Source organism: Myxococcus sp. CA039A, from assembly GCF_013336645.1.
GTDB lineage: Bacteria > Myxococcota > Myxococcia > Myxococcales > Myxococcaceae > Myxococcus > Myxococcus llanfairpwllgwyngyllgogerychwyrndrobwllllantysiliogogogochensis.
Genome location: NZ_JABUMQ010000144.1, coordinates 1 through 26302 on the forward strand (window position 1 = coordinate 1; position 26302 = coordinate 26302).

The window sequence follows — 26302 nt, forward strand, 5'->3', positions numbered from 1 at the left end:
GAGCTGGGGTGTCGCGGAGGTGTTGGCCGCCTGCCCGAGGAGGGCTCCGGCAGAGGCTGAATGCGCCCTTTTCGCCGGGTCTTCTTACCTTCCGGAATGCGGCGGGTGGGAGCGCCCACCGTTAAACTGAAACGAGAATTGTTCGGGTAGCTCGTGCGTTGTTCCGCGCGGGGTTGGGGTAGGTTGGTTTTTCGAGGCCTGGATGTGATGACAGGGGCCTCCTATCAGGCTAGAGGCAGTCCGGCACCCCAGATTTTGGGGTGAAAGGCGGCCTCGAATGCCGCAAGACGAAAGAAGACGCATATGGCGACTGGTTCCGTGAAGTGGTTCAACGACGCGAAGGGCTTTGGCTTCATCGCGCAGGATAATGGCGGCCCTGACGTGTTCTGCCACCACACCGCCATCCAGGCGGACGGCTTCCGGACCCTGGCCGAGGGTCAGAAGGTGGAGTTCGAAGTGCAGAAGGGGCCCAAGGGACTTCAGGCCTCGAACGTCCGCCCGATCGGCTGAGCGCGTCCGCTCCAGCACTCATGCCCGGTCTCCTTTTGAGTGAGGTCGGGCTTTTGCTTTCAGGAGGGAGGCGACATGCAAGGAAGGTCGACGAAGCGTCAGAAAGAGCAGGCGCGCAAGCAGCATCAGCAGGAAAAGGATGCCAAGCGCGAGCAGCGCAAGAAGGACAAGGGGGACAAGACGCCCCGCCAGCCTGGTGAAGTGGACCCGGACATCGCGGACATCATTCCCGGTCCGCAGCCGGTTGTGGAGTACTAGGTCCCCACCGCAGTCGGGCCCACCACGAAGCACCGTGGTGGGCCTTGTCGTATCCAGGGGGGGCGGCCGAAAGCTCACCGGTGGATAGTCGCGAACGTCGCCCGTCGACAGGCGCCTCGGGTCCGGGCTACGCGTCGTCCCCCATGCCACTTTCCGGGCATGTGGCGACGCAAAAGTCGCGACAGGGAGGATGCCGCGTATGGCGACGGGTACCGTGAAGTGGTTCAACGACGCGAAGGGCTTCGGCTTTCTCGCGCAGGACGACGGTGGCGCGGACGTGTTCTGCCACCACACCTCCATTCAGACGGATGGCCACCGCACCTTGAGGGACGGGCAGAAGGTGGAGTTCGACGTGCAGAAGGGGCCCAAGGGACTCCAGGCCTCGAACGTCCGTCCCATCGACTGATGCGGGTCTGTTCGCCCCACGGCGCTGCAATCGCGCGGGGAGCCGGAGCGTAGCAAGGCGGTCATCCCTACCGCCCCACCGCGCTCCCCATGCTGCGAATCTCCGCTGTCTCGAAGTCGTATCCCAATGGGGTTCGAGCCCTCCAGGGCATCGACCTGACCATCGAACGAGGACTCTTCGGCCTGCTCGGGCCGAACGGCGCCGGCAAGTCCACGCTGATGCGCATCCTCGCCACGCTGCAGGAGCCTGACTCGGGGCAGGTGGTGTTCGACGGGCTGGACGTGCTCGCCCAGCCGCAGGCCCACCGGCGCCACCTGGGCTATCTGCCCCAGGACTTCGGCGTGTACCCGGGCGTGTCCGCCGAGGAGCTGCTCAACCACCTGGGCCTCCTCAAGGGCCTCACGCGCGCCAGGGAGCGCCGGGAGCAGGTGCAGGCGCTGCTGCACCTGACGAACCTCCATGCGCACCGCAAGAAGGCCGTGAGCGGCTTCTCCGGCGGCATGCGCCAGCGCTTCGGCATCGCCCAGGCGCTGTTGGGCAGCCCCCGGCTGCTCATCGTGGACGAGCCCACCGCGGGGTTGGACCCGGAGGAGCGCCAGCGCTTCCACAACCTGCTGGGGGAAGTGGGGGAGCACGTCGTCGTGCTGCTCTCCACGCACATCGTCGAGGACGTGCGCCAGCTGTGTCCGCGCATGGCCATCCTCAGCGAGGGGCGGGTGCTGTGCGAGGGCGCGCCCGAAGCGCTGGTGGCGTCCCTGGAGGGGCGGGTGTGGCGCAAGACGGTGGAGAAGGGGGCGGTGGCGCGGTATCGCGAGTCGTTCCCGGTCCTCTCCACGCAGCTCCAGGCGGGCCGCACGCGCGTGCATGTCCTCGCGGATGCGCGCCCGGAAGAGGGTTTCGAGCCGGTGGCTCCGGACCTGGAGGACGTCTACTTCTCGACGCTGTCCCACCGGCGCGCGGCGTAGGGACCCACCATGCTCCGGGGCATCCTCCACTTCGAATGGCGCTACCAGACGCGCCAGGCCGTCTTCTTCGCCGCGTCCGCGTTCTTCCTCGGGCTGGGCGTCCTGTTCGTCGCCACGGGCTACGGCGGTGACGGCATCCACGTCAACTCGCCCTACAGCGTCGCGAAGTCACTGGGGTTGTTGTCGCTCACGTCGCTCTTCGTGCTGGGCATCTTCTGCGCGAACACCGTGCAGCGCGACGCCGAGCACCGGATGACGGAGCTGCTCTACACCACGTCCGTCACCCAGCGGGACTACCTGCTGGGCCGCTTCCTGGGGGCGCTGCTGGCGACGCTCGCCGTGTTCGGCGTGGCGACGCTTTCGTTGATGGTGTCGCCGTTCGTGGTGGCGGTGGCGCCCGAGCAGTTGGGGCCCCTGAGTGTCGTGAGCTACCTGTGGGCGCTCGTGGTGCTCGTGGTGCCCAATGTCGTGTTCGCCGCGTCGCTGCTGTTCGCCGTCTCCGCGCTGTCGCGCAGCACGCTGGCCAGCTACGTCGGCGGCGTCCTCGTGTATGCGCTCTACATCGTCGGCGCCATGTGGGCGGACTCGCCGCTGATGGCGGGGGTGTCGCCGCAGACGCCGGAGGCCATGGCTCGCGCCGCGCTGTTGGACCCGTTTGGCCTGTCCGCCTTCTTCGAGCAGACGCGCTACTGGACGGAAGCCGAGCGCAACACGCGGCTGCTCTCGCTGGAGGGAAACCTTCTCTGGAACCGGCTCCTGTGGCTCGGCGTCGCGGCGTGCGTGCTGGGCGGGGTCCACTGGCGCTTCTCCTTCCGGAGCGCGGCGGTGAAGCCCCGGCGCGACGAGCGCTCCAGCGAGTCCGCGTCCACGGCGCCCTCCACGTACCGGCCTGTCGAGGTCGAGTCGTCCCAGGGGAGCCTGACGTGGGACGTGCTGGTCTCCGCGACGCGGCTGGAGCTGCGGCACCTGCTGCGCAGCTGGCCGTTCCTGGCGCTGCTGGCCCTGTGGCTGTTCATGGTCGGCATGGAAATCGTGACGGGGGCGGGGCGCGGGGAGTACGGCACGCGTCGCATCCCCACCACGGGACGGGTGCTGGAGAGCATCTGGACGCCGCTGTCCCAGCTCGGCACGTTGGTGCTCATCTACTTTGGCGCGGAGCTGGCGTGGCGGGAGCGCATGGCGCGCTTCGACGCGCTCCTCGACGCGACGCCCGTCTCCAGCGTCGTCTTCGTCGTGTCCAAGCTCGCGGCGCTCGTGGCGTTGGTGGGGGTGCTGACCGGGACGCCCATGGTGCTGGGGGTGCTCTTCCAGCTCGCGCGCGGCCACCAGCTCCTGGAGCCGGGCCTCTACCTGTCGCTGTTCTACTTCGCCGGGCTGCCGCTGGTGTTGTTCGCGGTGGCGGTGCTGTTCATCCAGACGGTGAGCCCGCATCGCTACGTGGGCATGGTGCTGAGCCTGGTGCTGGCCATCGTCGTGGGCCAGGGCGCGGGCTGGGGACTGGAGCATCCGCTGACGCGCTTTGGCGCGGCGCCCGAGGTGACTCACACCGACCTGAATGGCCATGGCCCGATGGCCGCGTCGTTCACCGCCTTCATGGTGTACTGGAGCGCCTTCGCGGGACTGCTGGCCCTGGTCACCTGGGGGCTGTGGCGGCGCGGGTTGGCCCCTCGACTGGGGGCCCGGTTCCAGGCGCTTGCCGCTCGGTGGGGACGCGGGGGCCTGGCCGGCGCGGTGGGCTGTGGCGTGGTGCTCGTGGGCACGGGAGGACTCATCCTCCACGACACCTATGGACTGAATGCCTACGAGTCCCGCGACACGTTCCTTGCGTGGCAGGCCGACTATGAGCGGACGTACAAAATCCACGAGGCGCTTCCGCTTCCCAGCATCGTCGCCGTGAAGTCCGCGGTGGACCTGTTCCCGGCCGAGGGCCGCTATCGCGTCACCGGGACGTACCGGCTGGAGAACAGGACGTTGTCGCCCATCGACACGGTGTGGGTCGCCGTGCCTCGGACCGCCCGGCCCGTCTCGCTGGCGCTGCGAGGCGCGGAGCAGGTGGCCCACGACGAGCGCTTCGGCATGTACCGCTTCAAGCTGACCTCCCCGCTGCTTCCGGGAGATGTGTCGGAGCTGTCCTTCGACGTCACGCGGGAGGAGCGGGGCGTGAGGGCGGGGGACTTCGAGCTGTCGCTGGTGGAGAACGGCTCCTTCATCCGGCAGACGGAGGCGTTCCCCACGCTCGGCTACCGACGGACGTACGAGATGGGCAACCCGGCCCGGCGGAGGGAGCTCGGCCTGCCGGAGATTCCGAGGATGCCTCCACTGGATGAGAGTGGCGCCGCGCCCGCGCCGTCGCCCCAGGTCTGGCACACCCTCGACGTGACGGTGTCCACGGCGGAAGACCAGACGGCGATTGCGCCAGGGACGTTGCGCAAGGAGTGGAGCGAGGGTGGGCGGCGCTACTTCCACTACGTGGTGGACCGGCCGATGACGCCGATGTTCGCCATCGTCTCGGCCCGCTATGCCGTGGAGAAGACGCGGCACCAGGGCGTCGACGTGGAGGTGTATTACCACCCCGCGCATCCCTACAACGTGAAGGCCATCCTGACGGCGATGACGCGCTCGCTCGACGACTTTGGCGCGCGTTTCCATCGCTATCCGGACACGCAGTTGCGCGTGGTGGAGATTCCCTCGTACTGGGACTTCGGCGCGTTCGCGATGAGTCAGGTCATCTACTTCGTGGAGGACCGGGGCTTCCTCACCGACATGGGGCGGGAGGACGCGGTGGACCTGGTGACACGGCGCACGGCGCACGAGGTGGCCCACCAGTGGTGGGGCCACATGCTGGACCCGGCCTCCGTGGAAGGCGCGACGATGCTGGTGGAATCGCTGACCAAGTACTCCGAGCAGCGGGTGCTGGCGGGGCTGCACGGAGAGCGCTCGCTGCTCCCCGTGCTGGCCTTCGACCGGGACCGCTATCTCTCGGGTCGCGCGGAGGAGGCGGAGCAGGAGCCGCCGCTCTACAAGGGGACGGGCCAGTCGTACCTCTACTATGGCAAGGGCGCGCTGGTGATGAACGCGCTGCGGGATTTGCTGGGCGAGGCGAAGCTGGACGCGGCGCTGCGCCACCTGCTGCACGCGCAGGCCCGTGAGAACTCGCTGACGACGCTGGACCTGCTGGACGCGCTGCACGCGGAGGCGTCCGCCGAACAGCAGGTCCTCATCGACCAGTGGCTGAAAGAGGTCGTGCTGTACGACTTGAAGGTGGAGTCCGCCACGGTGGAGGCGCAGGCGGATGGACGCTTCCGGGTGACGGCCCGGGTGTCCACGTCCAAGCACGCGCGCCGGGGCAGCGAGGCGGTCCCCCTGCCGCTGGACGAAGCCCTGGACGTCGCCGTCTACAGCGAGTCCCCGCGAGACGGCTCCGGAGAGGACGTCCCGCTGCAGGTGGAGCGCCTCCGCTTCCAGGGCGCTTCGACGGAGGTGTCCTTCGTGGTGGACCAGCGCCCGACGCACGTCGGGGTGGACCCCTTCTTCTTGCGCATCGAGCGCGAGCGCGGCGACAACTTCCGGAAGCTGGAGGCGCGAGCGGAGGCGTCGGCGTCGCGTTAGTCGAGCACGGTCCGCTCGCCCGGGGTGAGCCACTTCACCCGGGCGTCCAGGCCCGCCTCGGAGAACGCCTGGCGTGCCTGCTCGGGCTTCTGCCGGAAGTGGCTCCAACCGGAGTAGTGCACGGGGATGATGCGCGGGGCGTTCAGGGCGTTCGCCGCGATGACGGCCTCCTTCGCGTCGAAGGTGTAGCGAAGCGGGCCGGTGAGGGAGAAGCCCACGCTGCCCAGGTGCAGGAAGGCGGTGTGGACGCGGAACCGCCGGGCCACCTCCGCGACGCCGTCGAACCACACGGTGTCCCCAGAGATGTAGACGGGGCCGGGCAGCGCGTCCGCCTCCAGCACGAAGCCCACCACGTGGCCGACGATGGGCAGCGAGCCCGGAGGCCCGTGGCGCGCGGGTGTCGCCGTGACACGCAGGTCTCCCACGCGCGTGGACTCGAAGGGCTTGAGGCCCGTGAGGTTCGCGTGCTGGAGTCGCCGCGCCGCCGCGTGCGTTGTCACCACCTGGGCCGCGCGCGGAAGCAGCGCCCGGCCCGCGTCATCCAGGTTGTCCGCGTGCTGGTCATGGCTGATGAGCACCGCGTCCAACTTCCCCAGCTTCTCCACGGGCAGCGCGGAGGTGTCCAGGCGCCGCGAACTCGTTCCCCAGCCGAAGCTGTACTTGCGCCCCGGCGCGTCGAAGACCGGGTCCGTGAGGATGCGGAGCGGACCGATTTCGAGGAGCAGCGTCGCGGTGCTGATGTGGGTCGCGGCGAAGGGCATGGCCCATGATGCCCGAAACCCGCGTGCGGCGACGACCGGAGCGGCGAGGATGCCGCTCCGGCCGACGTGACGTCACCTGGAACTCAGGCGACCTTCTTCTCGCGCAGCTCGCGCCGCAGAATCTTGCCGACGTTCGTCTTCGGCAGCTCCGTGCGGAACTCGATGTGCTTGGGACGCTTGTAGCCGGTGAGCTGCTCACGGCAGAAGTCCATCAACTGGGCCTCCGTGAGCGACGGGTCCTTCTTCACGACGAAGAGCTTCACGACCTCGCCCGAGTGCTCGTCGGGGATGCCCACGGCCGCCACTTCCAGCACGCCGGGGTGCATCGCCACCACGCCCTCGACTTCGTTCGGGTACACGTTGAAGCCGGACACCAGAATCATGTCCTTCTTGCGGTCCACGATGCGGGTGTGGCCGCGCTCGTCCATGATGCCGATGTCGCCGGAGCGGAAGAAGCCGTCGGCGAACATCACCTTCTCCGTCTCGTCCGGACGGTTCCAGTAGCCGGCCATGACCTGCGGCCCGCGGATACAGATTTCGCCCGACTCTCCCATCGGAACGTCGTTGCCGTCCTCGTCGCGGATGGCGATCTCCGTGCCGGGAACCGGCAGGCCGATGGTGCCCGAGTACTCCGTGGCGATGGGCGTGTTGCTGGTGGCCACCGGAGACGTCTCCGACAGGCCGTAGCCCTCGATGAGCGGCACGCGCGTGGCGGCGAACCACTTGTCCGCCACCGCCTTCTGCACCGCCATGCCTCCGCCGTTGGAGACCATCAGGTGGGAGAAGTCGAGCTTGCTGAAGTCCGGGTGGTTGACCAACGCGTTGTAGAGCGTGTTCACCGCCGGGAGGATGTGGAACGGCTGCTCCGACAGCGTCTTGATGAACGCCGGGATGTCGCGCGGGTTGGGGATGAGCACGTTCATCGCGCCCATGCGCATGCCCATCAGGCCGCACACGGTGAGCGCGAAGATGTGGTACATCGGCAGCGCGCAGATGATGTTCGCCTGCTCGATGTTCCGGCCCTTCATCGCGGGCTGGAGCCACGCCTCCACCTGCAACAGGTTGGCGATGACGTTGCGGTGCAGCAGCATCGCGCCCTTCGACACACCCGTCGTGCCACCCGTGTACTGCAGGAACGCGATGTCATCGCGCGTGGTGGTGGCGGGGGTGAGCGTGCGCGTGCCTCCCTCGGCCAGCACCTGCTTGAAGCTGGTGGCGCGCGGAAGCTGGAACGCGGGCACCATCTTCTTGACCTTGCGGACCACGAAGTTGACCAGCGTGCCCTTGAAGCCGCCCAACAGGTCGCCCATCGTCGCGACGACGACGTGCCGCACTGGCGTCTTGTCCAGCACCTGCTGCAGCGTGACGGCGAAGTTCTCCAGGATGAAGATGGCCTGGGCGCCGCTGTCCTTCAGCTGGTACTCCAACTCGCGCGGCGTGTAGAGCGGGTTGATGTTCACCACGATGTAGCCGGCGCGCAGAATCGCGGCGATGCACACGGGATACTGCAACACGTTGGGCATCATGATGGCGACGGTGGCGCCCTTCTCCAGGCCCCGGGATTGGAGCCACGCGCCCACGCGCCGCGACAACGCGTCCAGCTCCCGGTACGTGATGAACTTGCCCATGCACTTGAAGGCGGGCCGGTCCGCGTACTTGGTGAACGATTCTTCCAGCAGGTGCGTCAGCGTCGGGTACTGCCGGTCATCGATTTCCGCCGGAACTCCAGGCGGGTAGTGCTTCAACCAGGGCTTCTCCATCGGGCTCGCCTCCAAGGCGCGTGTCGTTGATGGGTTCGGGGACGCGGATGCTATCCCGATTGCGCGCACGACCGGCCCCCGGGTCGGCGGTTGTTGGGTGTCTGCCTTTGATGCGCTGCGGCATGACCGCGCGAGACGGGCGTCGGTCAGGTCCCGAAGGCGCGCGTGACTTCGGCCTGGACGATGCGGTCCACCCGGTAGTGCCTGCGCTCGCCGCTCCTCACGTCGAGTGCGTCCAGGCGAGTCTCGTGCCGGTCCATCACCACCGAGACGATTCGCACCTCTCGCGTGGTTTCCAGGAAGTTGCCGTCCACGTAGGTGATGCGCAGGGGCTGTTGCTCGAACCAGGCGCGCTCAATCGCCGCTCGGACGGACGCCTTGCTCGGCAGCGACGGCACTCCGAGGAAGGACAGCTCCTTGAGCCTGTCGAGCAGCTCGCGCTGCGCCGACGTGGAGAGGGCCGCCCGCACCTTGTCCAGCGCCGACTCCAGCGTCCCCGTGAAGGGCAACAGCCGCATGTCGATGGCGAAGCGCCCCAGCGCCACCAGCAGCGCCGCCTCCCGCGCCGTGAAGTTCACCGGCGGTAGGCTGTAGCTGCGGTCCAACGCGTAGCCGCCACCCCGCCCACGCTCCGCGGCCACCGGCATTGACGCGGCGCGCAAGGTGTCGAGGTCGCGGTAGATGGTGCGCACCGTGACGCCGAAGCGCTCCGCCAGCGTCTCCGCCGTCACGCCGGTGCGGCGGCCTCTGAGGTACTCAGCGAGGGCGAAGAGTCGCTCGGTGCGTTGCATGCGGGGTGATACCTGACATACCGCTGACAACCGTGGGCGGCAAGCTGTGGGGCATGATGAGCGGCATGGTGGAGGACGAGTGGCTGTGGGGTTGGGACGCGACACCGGGCATCGTCTCGGTGTGGGCGGAGCCCGACGGCCGCGCGTCCATATGGCGGCGGATTCCGGGGACGGGGGAGCTGGTGCGCGAGGACGTGCGCTTCCGGCCCTGGCTGGTGCTCTCCACGCTGGAGGACCTGGACCACCTGGGCGCGCGGCTCAAGCCGGAGCGCGAGGGTTACGTTCCGGGCCGGGTGACGTTCCAGGAGTTGTCGGGGCCGGGGGCGCTGCGCTTCCTCATCCGCGCGGAGGATGGGCGCGCGCTGGCGTCGGACGTGCTGCAAGGCGTGTCGCGGCGGCTGGGGCGCCCGTATTCGAATCTGCGCGACTTGAGCCCGGGCACGGTGCTGTCGCTGCCTCCGGAGGAGCAGTACCTCACGGCCTCCGGGCGCACGTACTTCCGGGGGCTGGGCTTCGACGAGCTGCATCGGCTCCAGTTCGACCTGGAGACCACGGGGTTGGACCCGGGCCGGGACCGCATCTTCCTCATCGCGCTGCGCGGGCCTCAAGGCGAGCCGGAGGTGCTGGAGGCGCACGGTGAAGGTGACGCGGCGGAGGCGGACCTGCTGCGCCGCTTCGTCGAGCGGGTGCGCGTGCTGGACCCGGACGTCATCGAGAACCACAACCTGCACGGCTTCGACCTGCCGTTCGTCGCGCGGCGCGCGAAGCTGCTCAACGTCTCCCTGCCCCTGGGCCGCGCGGGAGGCCCCGGGTTGCGGCACCGGCCGTCCGCGCGAGGCTCGGCGCTGGGACGCGGCGCGGAGCGCAGCGCGGACCCGATGCGGCGCGCGCGCTTCACGGTGCCCGGACGCGAGTTCATCGACACGATGGACGCGGTGCTGCGGCACGACTTCGCCGTGCGAGACCTGCCGGGCCACGGGCTCAAGGCCGTCGCGCGGCACTTCGGCATCGCGGGGCCGGCGCGCGAGTACATCCCGGGCGCGCGCGTGCACGAGGTCTTCCAGACGGACCCGGAGCGCGTGCGGCGCTATGCGCGCGACGACGTGGGGGAAGCGGAGGGACTGGCGCGACTGTTGGGCGGGGCGGCCTTCGCGCTCGCTCGCATGGCGCCCCGCCGCTACGAGCGACTGGCGGACGCGGGCGCGGCCACGGGAGTGCTGGACCCGTTGCTGGTGCGGGCGTACCTGCGGGCGGGGGCGGCGCTTCCCGCGCACGAGGAGGGAGATGGCACGTCGCACAGCGGCGCGGCGCTCCACCTGTTCGCCACCGGAGTGGCCCGGCGCGTGGTGAAGGCCGACGTGGCCAGCCTCTATCCGTCGCTGATGCGCGAGTACCGCATCGGCCCGAAGCGGGACCGGCTGGGGGCGTTGCTGTCGATGGTGGACCGGCTGACGGACCAGCGACTGGCGGCGAAGAAGCGGGCGCGCGCGGCGGCGCCGGGCTCATCCGAGCGACACGAGAACGAAGCGCTCTCCGCGGCGATGAAGCTGGTCGTCAACTCGGCCTATGGCTACCTGGGGGCCTCCGGGTTGACGCGCTTCTCGGACGTGCACGCGGCCAACGAGGTGACGCGGCGTGGGCGCGCGGTTCTGGCGCTCCTGTGTCGCGAGCTGGCCCGCAGGGGTGTCACGCTGCTGGAGGCGGACACGGACGGCGTGTACTTCGCGGTGCCGGAGGACTGGCGCGAGGAGGACGAGCGCCGGGTGGTGGCGGAGGTCGCCGCGCTGTTGCCCCAGCGCGTCCAGCTCGAGTTCGACGGCCGCTATGCGGCCATGCTCTCGCATGAACCGAAGAACTACGCGCTCCAGGCCTACGACGGGACGCTGCTGCTCAAAGGTGTGGCCTTCCGCTCCAGCCGCGCCGAGCCCTTCGGTGAGGCCTTCCTGCGTCGCGCGGTGCGCTGCCTGCTGGCCGGAGACCTCGCGGCGGTTCGGGACGTGTATGTCTCCACGGTGATGGCGCTGCGCAGGCGACAGGTGCCCACGACAGAGGTCGCCGCGCACGTCCGGCTGACGAAGGACTCCGCGCAGTACGGCACGTTGCGCGAGCGACGGCGCGAGTTGCCCTACGAGGCCATGCTCGCGGCCGGAAGGAAGAGCTGGGGCTCCGGCGAGCACATCCGCGTCTACCGAGCCGTGGGGGGACGTGCGGGGCTGTTGCCGGAGCCGGAGCCCGACGACATCGGGAGCACGTCCTCCGAGGCGGGGAACGAACCGCGCGACTACGACGTCGAATACTACGTGCGGCTGTTGAAGGAGACGTTCGCCGCGCGGCTGGTGCGGGGGCTGACGCCGCTCGACTTCTCCACCGTCTTCGATGACCCGGGCCAGCCGTCCCTCTTCACGCCCTCGCTCGCGGACGCGAAGCCCATCCTCACCGTGGTGGCGGAGCCGCCGGAAGACGAGGCGCCGGAGGACTCGCGGGCGGACGAGTCCCCGGGAGGTCCGTAGGTTGAATCGCCCGCTCGCCAACGTCCGGCGGGGTGTGTTGGCTTCTGGGCAGGTGAGGGAAGGGCGCGTGGGACCGCCGTGTAGGATTGAAGCCGCTGACGAGAGGTCCAGGTCGCTTCATGCAGCGCAAGTCCGCCGACCAGGGGGAATCGACCGCGGGGCACTCATCCGGAGCGAGCGCCCTGGTTCGTCGGCGCGTGCCCACGCTGACCATCGTCTCTCACCCCGACCTGCAGCGAGCGGGGGAGCGGGCGCTGCTCGAGGTGATGGAGACGCTGGGCGTGCCCATGTCCGTGTCGCGCAACGGACCGGACTTCGCGCGACCGGGCGCGAGCGGCGCGCGGCCCTTGGACGACCCGTTCCTCAGTCGCACGCCGTTGATGCTGGAGCCTCGGCCCCACGGTGGGCTCCGGCTGATGTCTCCGATGCAGGGCACCCACGTGCGAGTCGGCGACCTGACCGTCAGGAGCGGCGGCGTGGAGCTGACGCAGGCGGAGCTGGGCGCGGGTGTGCCCCTGGTGCTCGCCGAGCGCGTGGTGTTGTTGCTGCACCTGACGTCCGTTCCGGGCCCGAGAGCCGGTGGGGACCTGGGACTCGTGGGGCCCTCCGAGCAGCTCCAGCAGCTCCGGGACGACATCCTGCGAGTGGCGGACCTCCAGGTGCCGGTGCTCATCCGAGGTGAGACGGGCACGGGCAAGGAGCTGGTGGCGCGCGCCATCCACGAGCACGGCCCGCGTCGCTCGGGGCCCTTTGTCAGCGTCAACCTGGGCGCGCTTTCCAAGGAGCTGGTGGCCTCGGAGCTGTTCGGCGCGCAGCGCGGCGCGTACACGGGGGCCAGCAGGGACCGTGAAGGCTTCTTCCGCGCCGCGCATGGCGGCACCCTGCTCCTGGACGAAGTGGGGGAGGCTCCCGCCGAAGTGCAGACGGCGCTCCTTCGCGTGCTGGAGACGGGCGAGGTGTATCCGGTGGGAAGCCATGTCCCGGTGCCCGTGGACGTGCGGCTCGTCGCGGCGACGGACGCGGACCTGGAGACGCGCATCGCGGAGCGGCTCTTCAAGGCGCCGCTCCTGCACCGGCTGGCGGGCTTCGAGCTGCGGGTGCCCGCCTTGCGCGAGCGCCGCGAGGACATGGGCCCCCTGTTCCTCCACTTCGCGCGTCGGGAACTGGCGGTCATCGGTGAGGCACATCGACTGATGGCGGGAGATATCCGTGGCGAGCCCTGGCTGCCCGCGTCCCTGGTGGCGCGGCTGCTGCGTTATGCGTGGCCCGGCAACGTGCGGCAGTTGCACAACGTCACCCGGCAGCTCGTCATCGGGAGCCGGGGGCTCTCCCAACTGCGCGTGGAAGCGCACCTGGAACAGCTGCTCGACTCCGCGACCACACCCGTCGGGGGACGCGCGCTTCCAGAGCCCGCCTTGCGCTGGGCCGACGTGGATGCCTTGGGGAGGACCTTGATGCCGGGAGTGTCCATCCGTCGGCGGCCGTCGGACGTGGGGGAGCAGGAGCTGCTGGCGACCCTGCGCGCCAGTGGGTGGGACCTCCAGGCGACCGCGGTGCGGCTGGGCATCTCCCGGTCCTCCGTCTACCTGCTCATCGAGAAGAGCACGCTCCTGAGGTCCGCGGGCGACGTGAGCCCCGAGGAACTCACCCGGTGCTTTCATGAGTGCGCGGGTGACGTCGATGAGATGGCGCAGCGCTTGGAGGTCTCCCGCCGCGCGCTCCAGCGCCGCATCCGCGAGCTCGGCCTGGACGGCGTCTGACGTTCGGGCGTGCCTGGGCGCCGTGGCCTGCTTCGGCTTGAGGATGCTGGCCGTCCTCCAGCACTGGCGGCTTCCCTCCGTGCCAGTGCCTTGAGCAGGAGTGGACCCGCTGGCGGTCCTCAGCGATAGCGCCGCTCCACCTCGAGGATGGGGATGTCGTTGGCGCTCATGTCGCGGCGGCGCATCAGTCCCTCGGCGTCGAACTCCCAGTGCTCGTTGCCATGGGTGCGGAACCATTGCCCCGTGGCGTCGTGCCACTCGTATTCGAAGCGCACGGAGATGCGGTACTCGGTGAAGCACCACAACTCCTTCATCAGCCGGTAGTCCAGCTCCCGGGCCCACTTGCGCCGCAGGAAGTCCGTGATGGCCTCGCGCCCCCGGAAGAACTCGGTGCGGTTGCGCCACTCGGAATCCTCCGTGTAGGCGAGCGCCACCCGCTCGGGGTCTCTGCTGTTCCACGCGTTCTCGGCGGCCTGGACCTTGGCGCGGGCCGTCTCCAGCGTGAAGGGCGGGCGAAGAGGGGAGGGCATGTCCTGCTCCTGTCTTGGGATGGGAAGCAGGGCCTCCCATGGAAGTGAAGCCTCCACCCATTGCACCCCCCGTGCCCTCGCCGCGCTCGCTGCTGACGCCGGACTGAACCAGGATGCGTACTTCACTCGTCACCACGAAATCTCGGGGTGGACGAGAAGTCGTGGCGACCCGAGGCGCGCCTGGGTAAGCAGGAGCGATGTACGCCGAGGCGCTCCAGTCCATCTCCCTGGCCATGGCCCAGGTCCGCTCGGTGGACCTGCTGCTCGCGCGCATCGTCCAGGGGCTCGCCGCGCAGCCGGATGTGGCGCTGGGCCGCATCTGGCTCATCGCGCCGGGTGACCTCTGTGGGACGTGTCCCATGCGCGCCGAGTGTCCGGACACCTCCCGGTGTCTGCATCTGGCGGCGAGCGCGGGGGGCTCCCGGAAGAGCGACGAGGCGTGGTCAGGTCTGGAGGGAGCCTTCCGGCGCTTTCCCCTGGGCGTGCGCAAGGTGGGCCAGGTCGGGGCGACCGGAGAGGCCGTCCTCCTCCAGTGCGCCTCCGGAGATGCGGACTGGCTGGTGCGGCGGGAGTGGGCGCGCCGCGAGGGCATCCAGAGCTTCGCGGCCCAGCCCCTCGTCTTCCGGGGCGAAGTGCTCGGGGTGCTGGCCGTGTTCAGCCGCCGCAAGCTGGGGCGCTCGGAGTTCTCGTGGCTGCGTGCGTTCGCGGACCATGCGGCGGTGGCCCTCTCCAACGCGCGGGCCTTCGAGGAGGTGGCTCGGCTGAGAGGGCAGCTCGAGCTGGAGCGCGACTATCTGCGGGAAGAAGTGAAGGACGCGCTCTCCTTCGGAGAAATCGTGGGCCGCGGGGGTGCCCTCCGGCGGGTGCTTCAGCAGATTCAGCCCGTGGCGGCCACGACGGCCAGCGTGCTGATTCTCGGGGAGTCGGGGGTGGGCAAGGAACTCATCGCCCGTGCCATCCACGAGCAGAGCCCTCGCCGGGAGCGGCCCCTCATCCGCGTCAACTGCGCCTCCATTCCCCGGGAGCTGTTCGAAAGCGAGTTCTTCGGCCACGTGCGAGGGGCCTTCACGGGAGCGCACCGGGACAGGGCGGGCCGCTTCCAGGCTGCTGACGGGGGAACGCTCTTCCTCGACGAGGTGGGGGAGATTCCCCTGGAGCTGCAGGGCAAGTTGCTGCGGGTGCTCCAGGAGGGCTCGTTCGAGCGCGTCGGTGAGGACGTCACGCGCAAGGTGGACGTGCGCATCATCGCCGCCACCAACCGGGACTTGAAGGGGGAGGCGGCGGCGGGTCGGTTCCGCGAGGACCTCTACTACCGGTTGAGCGTCTTCCCCATCGAGGTGCCGCCGCTGCGTCAGCGACTGGAGGATGTCCCGCTGCTCGCCGAGCACTTCCTCGAACGTGTCTCCGCACGGCTCAAGGTTCCCGTGCCCCGGATGAGTCAGGCCCAGGTGCAGGCGCTCCAGCGCTACGACTGGCCCGGCAACGTCCGAGAGCTGGAGAACGTCCTGGAGCGCGCCGTCATCCTCTCGCGCGGTGGGAGGCTGCGGTTGGACCAGGCCCTTCCGGAGGGCCGCCAACCGATGACGGGGGGCACCGCCTCCTTCCTCACCGAGCGGGAGTGGCGCCGCCGGGAGAAGGACAACCTGAAGGCGGCCCTGACCGCGGCGGGCGGCAAGGTGTACGGCCCGGGTGGCGCCGCCGAGTTGCTGGGCCTGGCTCCAACGACGCTGGCCTCCCGACTCAAGGTGCTGGGCATCAAGGTCCGCTGAGCGGCACCGCGCGTTCGTGACGCTGTGCCACGAGACTTCGTGATTCACGAATTATCGTGGTCCCCGGACTCCTCGCGTCAATATTTCAACTCAGTAGCAATTGACTCAGGGTGGTGTGAATCGCCGGATTATCCGCCCATCCGGAAACTATTGTATCTGAATTGACGATATTCCGGGATGACTGGCCGCTCCGGCCCCCCCTCCTGGAGTCTCGCGTGCTTCGTGCGCCGTGTTTGCCGCTGTGCCTGCTCGTCTTGGGGTTGTCCTCCACCGCCCTGGGACAACCCTTGGTGGACGCGGGGGCACCCTTCGGGATGCTTCCCCTGATTGACGAGGTGAACTGCGGAGACCCCGCGGATCCACATCCCGTCATCCACGGCGCCAACAGCACCTCGACGATTCGCTCCCTCACGCTGGACGGGGTGACGCGTCCGGTGCGCGCGATGACGATGGGGCCGCGGGCGAAGTCCTTCTCCTACAAGCTGGGGGCGGGCAAGGGGCTCCAGGCCGGACGTGCCTACCTGTTGGTGGTGGAGTACCCGGATGACGAGTCGCGGCTGATGGGGGTGGCCAACAAGGGCGCCGACAAGTTCCGGGGCATCAGCACCGGCACGTCCATTGGAGACTTCCGGGAGCAGTACGCCTATCCCAATCCGGAGTCGCTCAAGTATCCGCTGTCGCGCAAGTGGCAGCAGTTCCGGCAGTTCTTCTACCTGCATGACCGCTTCGCGCCCATCGTCGGTCAGCGCAACGTGGAGGACACCCGGCGCCCCGAGGGACCGGCGAATGGCTTCTGGGTCTCCGTGGGGCACTTCGCGCGCCATGGCTCACCGACGGACAAGGGCACGGCCGTCTCGCGCATCCGGCTCTTCGAGGTTCCGAATCCCGCGAGCCTGGACCTGGCCATCAACTATCCGCCCGCGCCGCTGCCTCGCAGGCATGTCTTCTGGCGGGAGGAGATGAACGACGACACGGCCATCTGCGCGCAGGGCGCGGAGACGGACTGTCAGCCCGCGACCTCGCCCGGCACGTGGTTCGACTACCGCATGAAGCAGGCGAAGTTCCTCGGCATCGACACGTACGGGCACGACCTGATGGAGTTCGGCTACACGGAGGGTTGGGACGCGGACTCGTTCTCCGCGCCACCGTGGTACGTGCAGCCCAGGGACCCGACGCTGTGGGCCACGGCGGTGTCTCGCGCGGCGGCCAACGGGTTCTCCGTGCTGCCGTACTACGAATACACCGGTGCCATCTCCGGTGAGCGCGTCTACACGAGCACGTCGTGCGTGCAGGACTCTGATTGCAAGTCGATCTCCAAGTGGCACACCTGCATCGAGCCCTGGCAGCAGCCGCCGGTGTGTGGGCTCAAGCCGCTGGGTGAGCAGCGCCGGTGCAAGCCGCTGTTCGACCGGGACGGGGACATCTACTCGCCCATCTTCTGGGCGGACGACAACTGCGTGGATGTGTCGGACCCGGATGCGCTGGCGGACGTGAAGAAGTTGATGGACGCCACGGTGCTCCATTTCAAGAGCCAGGTGAACTTCCTGGGTGCGTGGTTCCGCACGCGCCCCACGGACCTGCCGGTGAGCTTCGCGCCGGAGGCGCTGGGCCGGTTCTCGAGCGACACGGGTCAGAGCGTGTCGCGCCCCATGCTCCAGACGAACGTCACGCTGCGGGCGCAATACTACGCGTGGTGGTTCGGCAAGCGGCGCGCCTTCCTGGAGGCCATCCGCGACTATCTCCGGCAGAACGGCGTGGCGAATGCGCAGGTCCTCTTCACGCCGTATCCGGAAGAGGGGCTGCCCACGCCGGAGGACCTGCCGGACATGGCGGTTACCGTCACGGACGATCCGGTCGCCTGGTCCGTCATCGACAACCAGGGGTGCTGCGCGCCGGGTGACACCACGGACCGCTGCTGTCAGTACCGCTATCCCCCCACCGAGCCCGCCGCGTTCCTCCAGGACGGCACGTATCGCAAGGCCCTCACCTCGGACGAGCTGCCGCCCACCGAGCACCTGAACCGCAGCTGGGGCGAGCCCTTCAACAGCTTCCCGCCAGCGGACCCTGACCGCTACAAGACGTCGGAGGGCGTCTACCTGACGTATCCGTTCAATCGCCTCTACAGCGTGGCGGACAGCGCTCTGCTCAACCGCTTCCGCACCGCGTCCGGTCTGGCGATGGTGCACCACTTCCCGCTGAACGAGGACGACGGCAAGGGCGACTACGCCAAGGACACGGCGGACGAGCGCTATGGCAACTGGCCGATGGGGGGCTTGTGGGGTTACCTCTCCATGTCGGTGGACCGGCAGGGGCCGTACTCCATGCTGGCCGAGGCGCGCGCGGTGGCCAACGGGGACCCGACGCTGCTGGGATATCTCGAAGCCTCGTCCATCAGCCGTGGCTTCCCCGAGTACACGCGGGCCTTCCATGCGGCGTATCTCGCGCTGCCCGCGCTGCCGAGCACCGTGGTGGCCGGCGCGGCGTCGGACGCGGAGGTCGTTGTGCGGAAGATGGTCTCGGCGCAGGGCAACTTCTACGCGGTGGTGAACACGTCGATGCAGTCGAAGCAGGGCGTGACCATCACGCTGCCCGGGGAGACGCAGCCCATCGTGGACCGGGTGAGCCGAGGCATCGTGTCCGGTGCGAACCTCAATCTGTACCCGGGCCAGCTCCTGGCGTGGCAGGTGGGAGGCGCGACGGGCGGCGGGACGGATGGTGGAACGGGACCGACGGACGCGGGCTCGGGGCCAGGGTGTCTTGACGCTACGGGCATGGGGGACGCGGAACCGTTCAAGGCGCTGGGCGCGGACGCCGAGGCGGAGCAGGGCTGCGGCGGTTGCGGCACGCGTGGGGGAACGGGCGCCATCACGTTGATGGGGCTCATGGGGCTCGCGCTGTGGTTGCGTCGCCGACGCGCGTGAGGAAGCGCGAATGTGGGTGACGCGCACCAGGTCCGCCGTTTCCGCCGAGGCTTCAAGTGGGAGCGGCGGGCCCTGGGTGTGGGTTTGCATGCCAAGGTTTCGCCTCCGTCGGCGTCGGGCGCGAGCGTCATGCGGTGACGCGTTCCGTGCCTCTCGTTTCCGCCGAGGCTTCAAGTGGGAGCGGCGGGCCCTGGGTGTGGGTTTGCGTGCCAGGGCTCTCCTTCGTCGCCGTCGGACGCAAGTGCCATGCAGTGACGAGCACCAGGTCTGTCGTTGCCGCCGAGGCTTCAGTGTGGAGCGGAGGGCCCTGGGTGTGGGTTTGCCTGCCGGGGCTCGCCTCCGTCGCTGTCGGACGCGAGCGTCATGCGGCGTGGCGATGGCTGGCGGACGTTTCCGACGCGGGCGCCCCCGTCATGCCGCTCGTCCCGACGCCGTGCCGGTATGCCCGTGCTTTACTCCCGCCGTTCAGGCCGTCCGCCGCAGCCAAGGAGCAGGAACCGGTGAAGAAGCTCGTCAATGAGCCCAGGGCCGTCGTGAGGCAGATGCTGGAGGGATTCGTCGCGCTCGCTCCGGGGCAGGTGTTGCTCGACGAGGAGACGGTGGTCATCCGCGCCGACACGCCGGCCGACCCTCGGCAGCGCAAGGTCTCCGTCATCTCGGGGGGCGGCAGTGGGCATGAGCCGGCGCATGCGGGCTACGTGGGCGCGGGCATGCTCGACGCGGCGGTCGCCGGGGACGTGTTCACCTCACCGAGCACGGACGCCGTGCTCACCGCCATCCGCGCGGTGTCCGGCCCCGCGGGCTCGCTCCTCGTGGTGAAGAACTACACCGGTGATCGGCTCAACTTCGGCCTCGCCGCCGAGCTGGCCCGCGCGGAGGGCATCCCCGTGGAGGTCGTCGTGGTCGCCGATGACGTCGCCCTGCGTGACACCGTCGAACCCGCGCGACGTCGCGGCATCGCCGGCACCGTGCTCGTCCACAAAATCGCGGGCGCCGCCGCGGCTGCGGGCCTGTCCCTGAAGGACGTGCTCCGTGAAGCGCAGGCGGCCTCGGCGGAGCTGGGCACCATGGGCGTCGCGCTCGGCCCGTGCACCGTTCCCGCGGCGGGCCGTCCTGGCTTCACGCTGGGCGACGATGAAATCGAGCTGGGCCTGGGCATCCACGGTGAGCAGGGCGTGCGACGCGTCCCACTCCAACAGGTCGATGCGCTGGTGGACACGTTGCTCTCCACCATCATCGAGGACCGGAACCTCCAAGCACGCACCCCGGTGGCCCTGCTCGTCAACGGACTGGGTGGCACTCCACCGATGGAGCTGGCCATCGTCACGCGTCGAGCACTGACGCTCCTTCGCGAGCGCGGCCTGCGAGTGGAGCGGGCCTGGACCGGGACGTTCCTCTCCGCGCTGGAGATGCCGGGCTGCTCGCTGTCCGTGCTGAAGCTGGACGACTCGCGCCTCGCCCGGCTCGACGCGAAGACCACCGCGCCCGCATGGGGAGGGGAGGGCCGCCTCGCACCCGAGCGGCCCGTGCGTTCCGTCCCCGCCACGCCGCTCACACCTCCCAGCCAGGAGGCACGTCAACCTGGAATGGAGCGCGTGAAGGAGGCCGCGCTCGCCGTGGCCACGGCCTTCGAGGCGAGCGAGACACGCCTCACGGAGCTCGACAGCGCGGCGGGAGACGGAGACCTGGGACTCAGTCTGTCGCGCGGCGCCGCGGCGATTCGCGCCCTGCCCGAGTCCTCCTGGACGAATCCCTCGCGAGCCCTCACGTCCATCGGCGATGCCCTGCGGCGCGCCATCGGCGGAAGCTCGGGGCCGTTCTACGCCACGGCGCTGCTGCGCGCCGCGCGTCGGCTCTCCGAGGGCTCCACCGATGCTCCCGCCTGGGCGGACGCGTTCGGCCTCGCCGTCGACGCGGTGGCGCAGCTCGGCGGAGCCCGGCCCGGAGACCGCACCATGCTCGATGCGCTCAAGCCCGCCGCCGATGCCTTCGCGCGAGAGCTGAAGGCCGGAAGGTCGACCGCCGAGGCCTGGGCCGCGACGGTGCGCGAGGGTGAGCAGGGCGCGGAGGCCACCGCGCGCATGCAGCCTCGGCTCGGACGCGCCAGCTACCTGGGGAGCAGGGCGCTCGGTGTGCCCGATGCGGGCGCCGCCGCCGTCGTTGTCTGGTTGAAGGCGCTCACGCCCTTCATCGGATGAGCGTTGGAGAGTTGCCCTGCGGCGCGGCCCGCTCCGGCGGACCGCCGACGGGCCGGATGGCTTCCCTGGGGCGACGCGGAGGACGCCAGCCGAGCGATACCCGGAGATAGGGCGCCGGGCCCGTGGACTGGAGCAACCCCAACTCCACCCGGTCCCGGTTCTTGTCGAGCAGCGCGTAGTCGTTCAGGAAGTCGAGCCCGATGGACGAGCTGACCCAGAGGTTTCCAGTGCCCAGGCGCGCATTCACCGTGGGGCCGAAGCGCAGTGCCGTCTCCCGGATGTAGTGCGGCTTGGGGCCCTGCTCGTCATACGGGATGCGAGAACGGAAGACCTGCTGATCGAACATGCCGGTGATGCCCAGCTCCAGCCCGTCGCCCACCTTGTACAACATGGCGAGCCGCGGCAGGCCCACCTCCAGGATGTACGGCCCCTTGCGGTACGCGAAGGCAATCATGGGGACGACGGGCGTGGCGTCGAACGGATACAGCGCCACCAGCCCGAACGTCAGCCGCACGTCCGGGTCTCCTCCAATCAGGTAGTTCGCCATGGCGAAGCCCGCCCACGAGGTGTCCAGCCCGAAGTCGAAGGAACTCTTGAAGTCCGTGCGCGTGTTCGCCACCGCGCCTGTCACCAGCATCCACCGGGGTGTGAGCGGACGAATCAGCGTGAGTCCGAGCTGGAAGCGATGGAACTGTCTTCCCAGCTTCTCCTCGGCGACGTCCGCGAGCGGGCCGTGCTGCTCCAGCCCCATGAAGCGCGTCTCGTAGCCGAAGGAGGGCACGAGCACCGTGCGGCCCAGGAACACGGGCGGGAGAGGGAGGCGCAGCTCCAACTGCTTGCGCTCATCCAGTCTGCCGCCTTGTGAGCCAATCTCGGTGCCGCGCGCGAAGGTGACGCCAACGTAGGCCCGGTCCTCCGTCGTCTGCGCACCCGCCGTCTGGGCGAAGAGCAGCGCGCAGGCGAGCAGCGCTCCCTGGGCGGCCACGCCCCGAGCACCCGCGCTCCAGAGCGTCGAAACCCACCGGACAGTCTTGGTCAATGCCACGCAGACCTCACACCGTTTTCCCGGCCGAAGCTCCCAGTATACCCGGAGCCGAGCGGCCAAGGCTTCTCATGGAGGTTCGGCCAGGACATTCCACTCGTCAGGAGCCGGGCGGACTCCTAGCCTGGAAGCATGACGCTCTTCGAAAAGTTGCTCCAGGAACCCTCGCTCCACGCTCACGCTGGCTCGGCCGCCAAGCGGGCCTCGCTCAAGGCGAAGCTGTCGCCCTCGGCCGAAGTGAAGCAGGTTGCCACGGACCTGAGGATCTCCGAGGGACAGGACCAGCTTCTCGACGCGAAGAGCGTCACCGTGAAGGGCAACCTCATCATCGAGGACCAGGGCCGCCTGCTCGTCGCGGGAGACCTGGTGGTGGAGGGCAACATCATCCACGAGGGCTTCGACTACTCGCTGCTTTTCGTCGGAGGCTCGCTCAAGGCGAACAACCTCCTCTTCCACGGAGAGATTGTCGTGCTGGGCGACTTCGCCCTCCAGGGTGTGGCGTGGACCTACTACAGCGACTACTCCGCCTACGCGGACACGCTGTCCGCCCGGCTCGTCGTCTCGGATGACCGCGAGGACGCCATCGACAAGGTGCGCGCGCCGCAGCACCTCGTGGGCCATTCCAGCGAAATCGGTCCCAAGCTGGGCAAGCTGCTCCACAAGGGGCTGGTGGATGAGGAGGGCGAGTGGTCCTACACCACGCTCGCGAAGAAACTCCTGAAGAAGGAAGAGCTGCTGCCGTGACGTGAGCCCCGGCCAGGGCCTCGCTCCAACGGTCCGCTCGGCTCAAGGACTTACAGGTAAAACGAGAAAGACATCCGGATTGTCTGCGCCATCCGGAGACCTCCTGTGTCTCGGGGATAACCCCCCTCTCTTCGTCCCCCCGGGCGAAGGGCCTCTCGAGGTCGATCGATGCGCATCCCGATGGATTTTCCGAGGGCGCGGCTTGCCGCGTTCCTGCTAGCGCCCCTGCTGTCGATGTCCTGCGCGGGAGGCGCTCCTGACGAGTCGCTTCCCTCTGGAGACGGCGCCCCCGAAGTGGGCGCGCTCCCCACGACGCCGGACGCGGACCTGGCCGCCGCCGCCGCGCCTTCACTCGCGACGGTGCTCGTCGCGACGGGCGCGTCGTGGCGCTACCTGGACACGGGCGTGGACCTGGGCACGACGTGGTCGGCGACGGGCTTCTCCGACGCGGCCTGGCCCGCGGGTGCTTCGCCGCTGGGCTACGCGGAGACGGACCTGTCCACGGCGGTCTCCTACGGCTCCAACGCGACGAACAAGCACATCACCACGTACTTCCGGCACGCCTTCACCGTCGCGGACGCGGCGCGGGTCAGCGAGCTGCTGGTGCGGCTGCAGCGGGATGACGGGGCCATCGTCTACCTGAACGGCACGGAGGTCTTCCGCAGCAACCTGCCCGCCGGAACGGTGGGCTACCGCACGCTGGCGCCCGCCACCGTCTCGTTGCCCGCGGAAGAGCAGACGTGGATGAGTCAGGCCATCGACGTGGCGGCGCTGCGCACGGGGACGAACGTCCTCGCGGTGGAGCTGCACCAGTCCGCGGCGAACACGTCCGATGCGCGCTTCAACCTGGAGCTGAGCGCCACGCTGACGACCGCGCCGACGCCCATCTCCGCGTGCTACCCGTTCGACATGCCCACGACGGCGGCGCTGCGCGCGGCGCCGAAGAAGGTCTTCGGTTTCTATTACCCCATCTTCCCCATCTCCATCGACAACGCGCAGCCCGCGTCGGACTACTGGACGGGCTGGATGACGCCCGAGTCGCGCAACGGCGAGTACGCCAACATCGGTGGACTGATGAGGGACCGGCCGTTGCCCCGCGCCCCCTGGGCCGACAGCGCGTGGCGGCAGCGTGACTTCGAGACGGAGGTGCGCCGCGCGATTGCCTCCGGCATGGACGGCTTCCTCTACGAGCACCCGTACCGCGTCTCGTCCGACACGCGGAACAACCAGCTCACCGTCATGCTCGCGGCGGCGGCGGCGGTGGACCCGGAGTTCCGCATCGTCCTCAGTCCGGACTTCCCCACCGAGGCCGCGGGCACCACGGATGGACTGGTGTCGATGATTGCCTCCGTGGCCAATCACCCGTCCGTGCACAAGCTCGATGGTGCCATCGTCCTCGCCACCTTCAACCCCGAGCGCAAGTCGGTGGCGTGGTGGACGGAGCTGAAGACGCGACTGGCGGCGCAGAACATCCAGGTCACCTTCTGGCCGCTCCTGTCGTACACGGGCGACGTGACGAAGTACGCGGAGTGGAACCCCCTGGTGACGGGCTTCTCCACGTGGGGCGAGCGCACCGCGCAGTCCGCGGAGAACATGCGCCGCTGGAGCGTGGAGTCGCACCGCCGAGGCAAGAAGTGGATGTCGCCCGTCGCGTTCGAGGACGTGCGCCACAAGCTCACCGACAGCGAGAACAGCAGCCGCGTGTACTGGGAGGCGCAGAACAGCCTCGCGTTCCGCTCGCAGTTCGAGAAGGCGATTGAGGGCGACGCGGACTGGGTCACCCTGCTGACGCTGACCGACTACGGCGAGTCGTGGATGACGGCGTCGCAGGAGCGCGGCTACGTCGTCATGGACTGGATTGCGTACTACACCACGTGGTTCAAGACGGGTCAGCGGCCCACCATCGTCCGCGACACGCTCTATTACACGCACCGCCGGCACCGCACGGATGCGCCCTTCAACGCCGCGAAGCAGACGGCGCGCGTGATGAAGCTGCGGGGCGGGGTCGCCGCGTCCAACCAGGTGGAGCTGCTCGCCTTCCTCAAGGAGCCGGGCCGGCTGGTCATCACCCAGGGCACCGACGTGCGCACGCTGGATGTGACGAGCGCGGGAGTGACGGCCTTCCAGGCGGCGCTGGTGCCTGGCACCACGCCTGTCTTCGAGCTCCAGCGCAACGGTGTCACCGTCCAGCGCCTGGAGAGCAAGACGCCCATCCTCGCGCAAACCGTTTATCAGGACCTCATGTATCACGCGGGCGGCGGACGCTCCTGCACGCGGCCCTGAGCGTCGACGGGCGCGGGCCCGGAGGATAGGGTCCGCGCCGTGACAACGCGTTACGGCTTCATCGACACGAAGGGGGAGTTGGTCATCCCCAGCCCCCACGGCACGCCCTTCAGCTTCAACGAAGGCCACGCTCGCATGCCCGTCGAGGGCGGCTGGGCCTTCATCGACGTGAAGGGCCAACGGACGCTCGACGTGAAGCGTGCGTTCACCGGCTTCAGCGATGGGCTGGCCCTGACGGACGCGGGCTTCATCGACGTGAAGGGCAAGCTCGTGTTGCCGGTGGAGTTCAAGGCGAACTTCACGAAGTACGTCGTGGCCGGGGCGACCTACGTCAACGTGGGGCGCTTCGGCTCGGGGCTCGCGCCGGTCATGCGCGCGGGGGCGAAGGGCTCCGATTCGTACATCAACCGGAGGGGCGAGGTGGTGCTGGACGGGTTCGGCGGTGGACTCGCCCGGCCCTTCTTCGACGGCAAGGCACACGTCGTCTTGAAGGAGCGCCCCAAGGCAGAGCAGAGCCGGCTCATCGACCCCAAGGGTCAGTGCCTCGCCAGCTTCGACTTCGAGACGATGGGTCGCTTCTCGGACGGGCTGGCGCTGGTCGTGAAGGGCAAGAAGTTCGGCTTCGTGGACGAGTCCGGCGCCTGGGTGCTGGAGCCTGGCTTCTCGAACTGGGACACGAGCCTGACGGAGTGCGCGTTTCGCGAGGGGCTTGCTCCCGTGAAGCAGAAGGGTGCCTATGGCTTCATCGACCGGAAGGGGGCCCTGGTCATCGAGCCCCGCTTCCAGGCGGTGAATGGCACGTTCTCGGAAGGGCTGGCCGCCGTGAAGCAGGACGGCAAGTTCGGCTACCTGCGCCCGGACGGAAGCTGGGCGGTGACACCCCGCTTCGCTTCCGCCCAGCCCTTCTCCCACGGGCTGGCCGTGGTGTTGAACGGCTGACGACGCGCGCTACTTCGACGGCGTGTCGGTGCCCGTGGTCAGCAGGTGCGCGGGCACGGGCGTGGCGGTGGCCACGTTCCAACTGTCGGGGCGGCCGGCCACGTCACCCGTGGGTCGCACGCCGTTGCCCAGCACGCCCGTCTTGTTCCGGCCCCAGGAGTAGATGGTGCCGTCCGTCGCGGTGGCGTAGTTGTAGAACGACTGCGCGGTGTTGTGCAGGGCCGTGAAGGTAACGCCCGGGGCCACCTGCACGGGGCGGAAGACCATCTTCTCGTACTTGCCCCAGTCCCAGTTGTACGGGGAGTGGTAGGTGGCGAAATCCAGCATCGCTCCATTGCCCACCTCGCCCAGCGCGCTGTCGCCCCAACCCCACAGCGTTCCGTCGTCCAGAATCACGTGGGTGACGTGGCCGCTCGCGGAGACGTGGACGACCTTGTGCGTACCGAACTCCGGGAATGACAACTTCACGGGCGTGGACACCGGATACCAACCGCCTTGCGGTGGGCCGAGCCCCAGGTATGTCCCCTGGAGGCCCCACCCCCACAA

The 26302-nt window shown here is 69.0% G+C and carries 18 protein-coding genes and 1 pseudogene; 13 read left to right on the forward strand and 6 right to left on the reverse strand.

The window, feature by feature from the left end:
* Positions 1–303: 303 nt before the first annotated feature.
* The 5 genes from HR086_RS23680 to HR086_RS23700 all read left to right on the forward strand — a co-directional run bounded on the left by HR086_RS23680 (position 304) and on the right by HR086_RS23700 (position 5748).
* Positions 304–510 carry a cold-shock protein gene (locus HR086_RS23680; RefSeq protein ID WP_141643684.1) on the forward strand — a complete coding sequence of 69 codons (207 nt, stop codon included), beginning with the start codon at positions 304–306 and terminating at the stop codon, positions 508–510.
* 75 nt (positions 511–585) lie between these two features.
* Complete coding sequence (locus HR086_RS23685; protein ID WP_141643683.1) at positions 586–768, forward strand: hypothetical protein; 183 nt, start codon at positions 586–588, stop codon at positions 766–768.
* A 199-nt stretch (positions 769–967) separates the two neighbouring features.
* The gene (locus HR086_RS23690; protein ID WP_141643682.1) at positions 968–1174 is read left to right on the forward strand and encodes a cold-shock protein; all 207 of its coding nucleotides are present in this window, start codon (positions 968–970) and stop codon (positions 1172–1174) included.
* 89 nt (positions 1175–1263) lie between these two features.
* Positions 1264–2139, forward strand: coding sequence for an ABC transporter ATP-binding protein (locus HR086_RS23695; RefSeq protein WP_174456461.1), 876 nt, complete (start codon positions 1264–1266; stop codon positions 2137–2139).
* A gap of 9 nt (positions 2140–2148) precedes the next feature.
* A complete protein-coding gene (locus HR086_RS23700) occupies positions 2149–5748 on the forward strand; it encodes a M1 family aminopeptidase (protein ID WP_174466731.1) in 3600 nt (1199 codons plus the stop codon).
* Here the strand turns inward: HR086_RS23700 and HR086_RS23705 are convergent.
* The 3 genes from HR086_RS23705 to HR086_RS23715 all read right to left on the reverse strand — a co-directional run bounded on the left by HR086_RS23705 (position 5745) and on the right by HR086_RS23715 (position 9060).
* Positions 5745–6509, reverse strand: coding sequence for an MBL fold metallo-hydrolase (locus tag HR086_RS23705; RefSeq protein ID WP_174466732.1), 765 nt, complete (start codon positions 6507–6509; stop codon positions 5745–5747). The two genes, HR086_RS23700 and HR086_RS23705, sit on opposite strands and share 4 nt — an antisense overlap.
* 83 nt (positions 6510–6592) lie before the next feature.
* Entirely contained in the window at positions 6593–8269 is a 1677-nt protein-coding gene (locus HR086_RS23710) for a long-chain-fatty-acid--CoA ligase (RefSeq protein WP_141643679.1), read from the reverse strand.
* A 146-nt stretch (positions 8270–8415) separates the two neighbouring features.
* Positions 8416–9060, reverse strand: coding sequence for a YafY family protein (locus tag HR086_RS23715; RefSeq protein WP_141643678.1), 645 nt, complete (start codon positions 9058–9060; stop codon positions 8416–8418).
* A 56-nt stretch (positions 9061–9116) separates the two neighbouring features.
* Here HR086_RS23715 and HR086_RS23720 point away from each other — a divergent pair, with 56 nt between their 5' ends.
* On the forward strand, positions 9117–11570 hold the full coding sequence (locus HR086_RS23720; RefSeq protein ID WP_174462857.1) for a DNA polymerase domain-containing protein: 2454 nt from the start codon (positions 9117–9119) through the stop codon (positions 11568–11570).
* Between the two features lie 119 nt (positions 11571–11689).
* Complete coding sequence (locus HR086_RS23725; RefSeq protein WP_174466733.1) at positions 11690–13330, forward strand: sigma 54-interacting transcriptional regulator; 1641 nt, start codon at positions 11690–11692, stop codon at positions 13328–13330.
* A gap of 119 nt (positions 13331–13449) precedes the next feature.
* On the opposite strand, the gene HR086_RS23730 is transcribed toward HR086_RS23725, so the two are convergent.
* A complete protein-coding gene (locus HR086_RS23730) occupies positions 13450–13860 on the reverse strand; it encodes a nuclear transport factor 2 family protein (RefSeq protein WP_141643676.1) in 411 nt (136 codons plus the stop codon).
* A gap of 197 nt (positions 13861–14057) precedes the next feature.
* Here HR086_RS23730 and HR086_RS23735 point away from each other — a divergent pair, with 197 nt between their 5' ends.
* From HR086_RS23735 to HR086_RS23745, 3 genes are all read left to right on the forward strand, one after another.
* The gene (locus tag HR086_RS23735) at positions 14058–15629 is read left to right on the forward strand and encodes a sigma 54-interacting transcriptional regulator (protein ID WP_174466734.1); all 1572 of its coding nucleotides are present in this window, start codon (positions 14058–14060) and stop codon (positions 15627–15629) included.
* Positions 15630–15844: 215 nt separating this feature from the next.
* A complete protein-coding gene (locus HR086_RS23740) occupies positions 15845–18550 on the forward strand; it encodes an MYXO-CTERM sorting domain-containing protein (protein WP_174466735.1) in 2706 nt (901 codons plus the stop codon).
* Positions 18551–19050: 500 nt separating this feature from the next.
* On the forward strand, positions 19051–20748 hold the full coding sequence (locus tag HR086_RS23745; protein ID WP_174466736.1) for a dihydroxyacetone kinase family protein: 1698 nt from the start codon (positions 19051–19053) through the stop codon (positions 20746–20748).
* On the opposite strand, the gene HR086_RS23750 is transcribed toward HR086_RS23745, so the two are convergent.
* Positions 20738–21793: a hypothetical protein gene (locus HR086_RS23750; RefSeq protein ID WP_174466737.1), complete on the reverse strand. Its 1056-nt coding sequence runs from the start codon at positions 21791–21793 to the stop codon at positions 20738–20740. The two genes, HR086_RS23745 and HR086_RS23750, sit on opposite strands and share 11 nt — an antisense overlap.
* Before the next feature lie 129 nt (positions 21794–21922).
* Between HR086_RS23750 and HR086_RS23755 the strand changes: the two genes are divergently transcribed.
* From HR086_RS23755 to HR086_RS23765, 3 genes are all read left to right on the forward strand, one after another.
* Positions 21923–22534, forward strand: coding sequence for a hypothetical protein (locus HR086_RS23755; protein WP_174456451.1), 612 nt, complete (start codon positions 21923–21925; stop codon positions 22532–22534).
* A gap of 168 nt (positions 22535–22702) precedes the next feature.
* Entirely contained in the window at positions 22703–24817 is a 2115-nt protein-coding gene (locus tag HR086_RS23760) for an endo-1,3-alpha-glucanase family glycosylhydrolase (protein WP_141643671.1), read from the forward strand.
* A 39-nt stretch (positions 24818–24856) separates the two neighbouring features.
* Complete coding sequence (locus tag HR086_RS23765; protein ID WP_373564352.1) at positions 24857–25756, forward strand: WG repeat-containing protein; 900 nt, start codon at positions 24857–24859, stop codon at positions 25754–25756.
* 9 nt (positions 25757–25765) lie between these two features.
* Here the strand turns inward: HR086_RS23765 and HR086_RS23770 are convergent.
* A pseudogene (locus HR086_RS23770) lies at positions 25766–26302 on the reverse strand (hypothetical protein); the annotation flags it as partial.

What these genes read in the sequence shown, in the direction of transcription:
- HR086_RS23680 (WP_141643684.1), top strand. Translation starts at nt 304, where the DNA reads ATGGCGACTGGTTCCGTGAAGTGGTTCAACGACGCGAAGGGCTTTGGC.
- HR086_RS23685 (WP_141643683.1), top strand. Translation starts at nt 586, where the DNA reads ATGCAAGGAAGGTCGACGAAGCGTCAGAAAGAGCAGGCGCGCAAGCAG.
- HR086_RS23690 (WP_141643682.1), top strand. Translation starts at nt 968, where the DNA reads ATGGCGACGGGTACCGTGAAGTGGTTCAACGACGCGAAGGGCTTCGGC.
- HR086_RS23695 (WP_174456461.1), top strand. Translation starts at nt 1,264, where the DNA reads ATGCTGCGAATCTCCGCTGTCTCGAAGTCGTATCCCAATGGGGTTCGA.
- HR086_RS23700 (WP_174466731.1), top strand. Translation starts at nt 2,149, where the DNA reads ATGCTCCGGGGCATCCTCCACTTCGAATGGCGCTACCAGACGCGCCAG.
- HR086_RS23705 (WP_174466732.1), bottom strand. Translation starts at nt 6,509, where the DNA reads ATGCCCTTCGCCGCGACCCACATCAGCACCGCGACGCTGCTCCTCGAA.
- HR086_RS23710 (WP_141643679.1), bottom strand. Translation starts at nt 8,269, where the DNA reads ATGGAGAAGCCCTGGTTGAAGCACTACCCGCCTGGAGTTCCGGCGGAA.
- HR086_RS23715 (WP_141643678.1), bottom strand. Translation starts at nt 9,060, where the DNA reads ATGCAACGCACCGAGCGACTCTTCGCCCTCGCTGAGTACCTCAGAGGC.
- HR086_RS23720 (WP_174462857.1), top strand. Translation starts at nt 9,117, where the DNA reads ATGAGCGGCATGGTGGAGGACGAGTGGCTGTGGGGTTGGGACGCGACA.
- HR086_RS23725 (WP_174466733.1), top strand. Translation starts at nt 11,690, where the DNA reads ATGCAGCGCAAGTCCGCCGACCAGGGGGAATCGACCGCGGGGCACTCA.
- HR086_RS23730 (WP_141643676.1), bottom strand. Translation starts at nt 13,860, where the DNA reads ATGCCCTCCCCTCTTCGCCCGCCCTTCACGCTGGAGACGGCCCGCGCC.
- HR086_RS23735 (WP_174466734.1), top strand. Translation starts at nt 14,058, where the DNA reads ATGTACGCCGAGGCGCTCCAGTCCATCTCCCTGGCCATGGCCCAGGTC.
- HR086_RS23755 (WP_174456451.1), top strand. Translation starts at nt 21,923, where the DNA reads ATGACGCTCTTCGAAAAGTTGCTCCAGGAACCCTCGCTCCACGCTCAC.
- HR086_RS23760 (WP_141643671.1), top strand. Translation starts at nt 22,703, where the DNA reads ATGCGCATCCCGATGGATTTTCCGAGGGCGCGGCTTGCCGCGTTCCTG.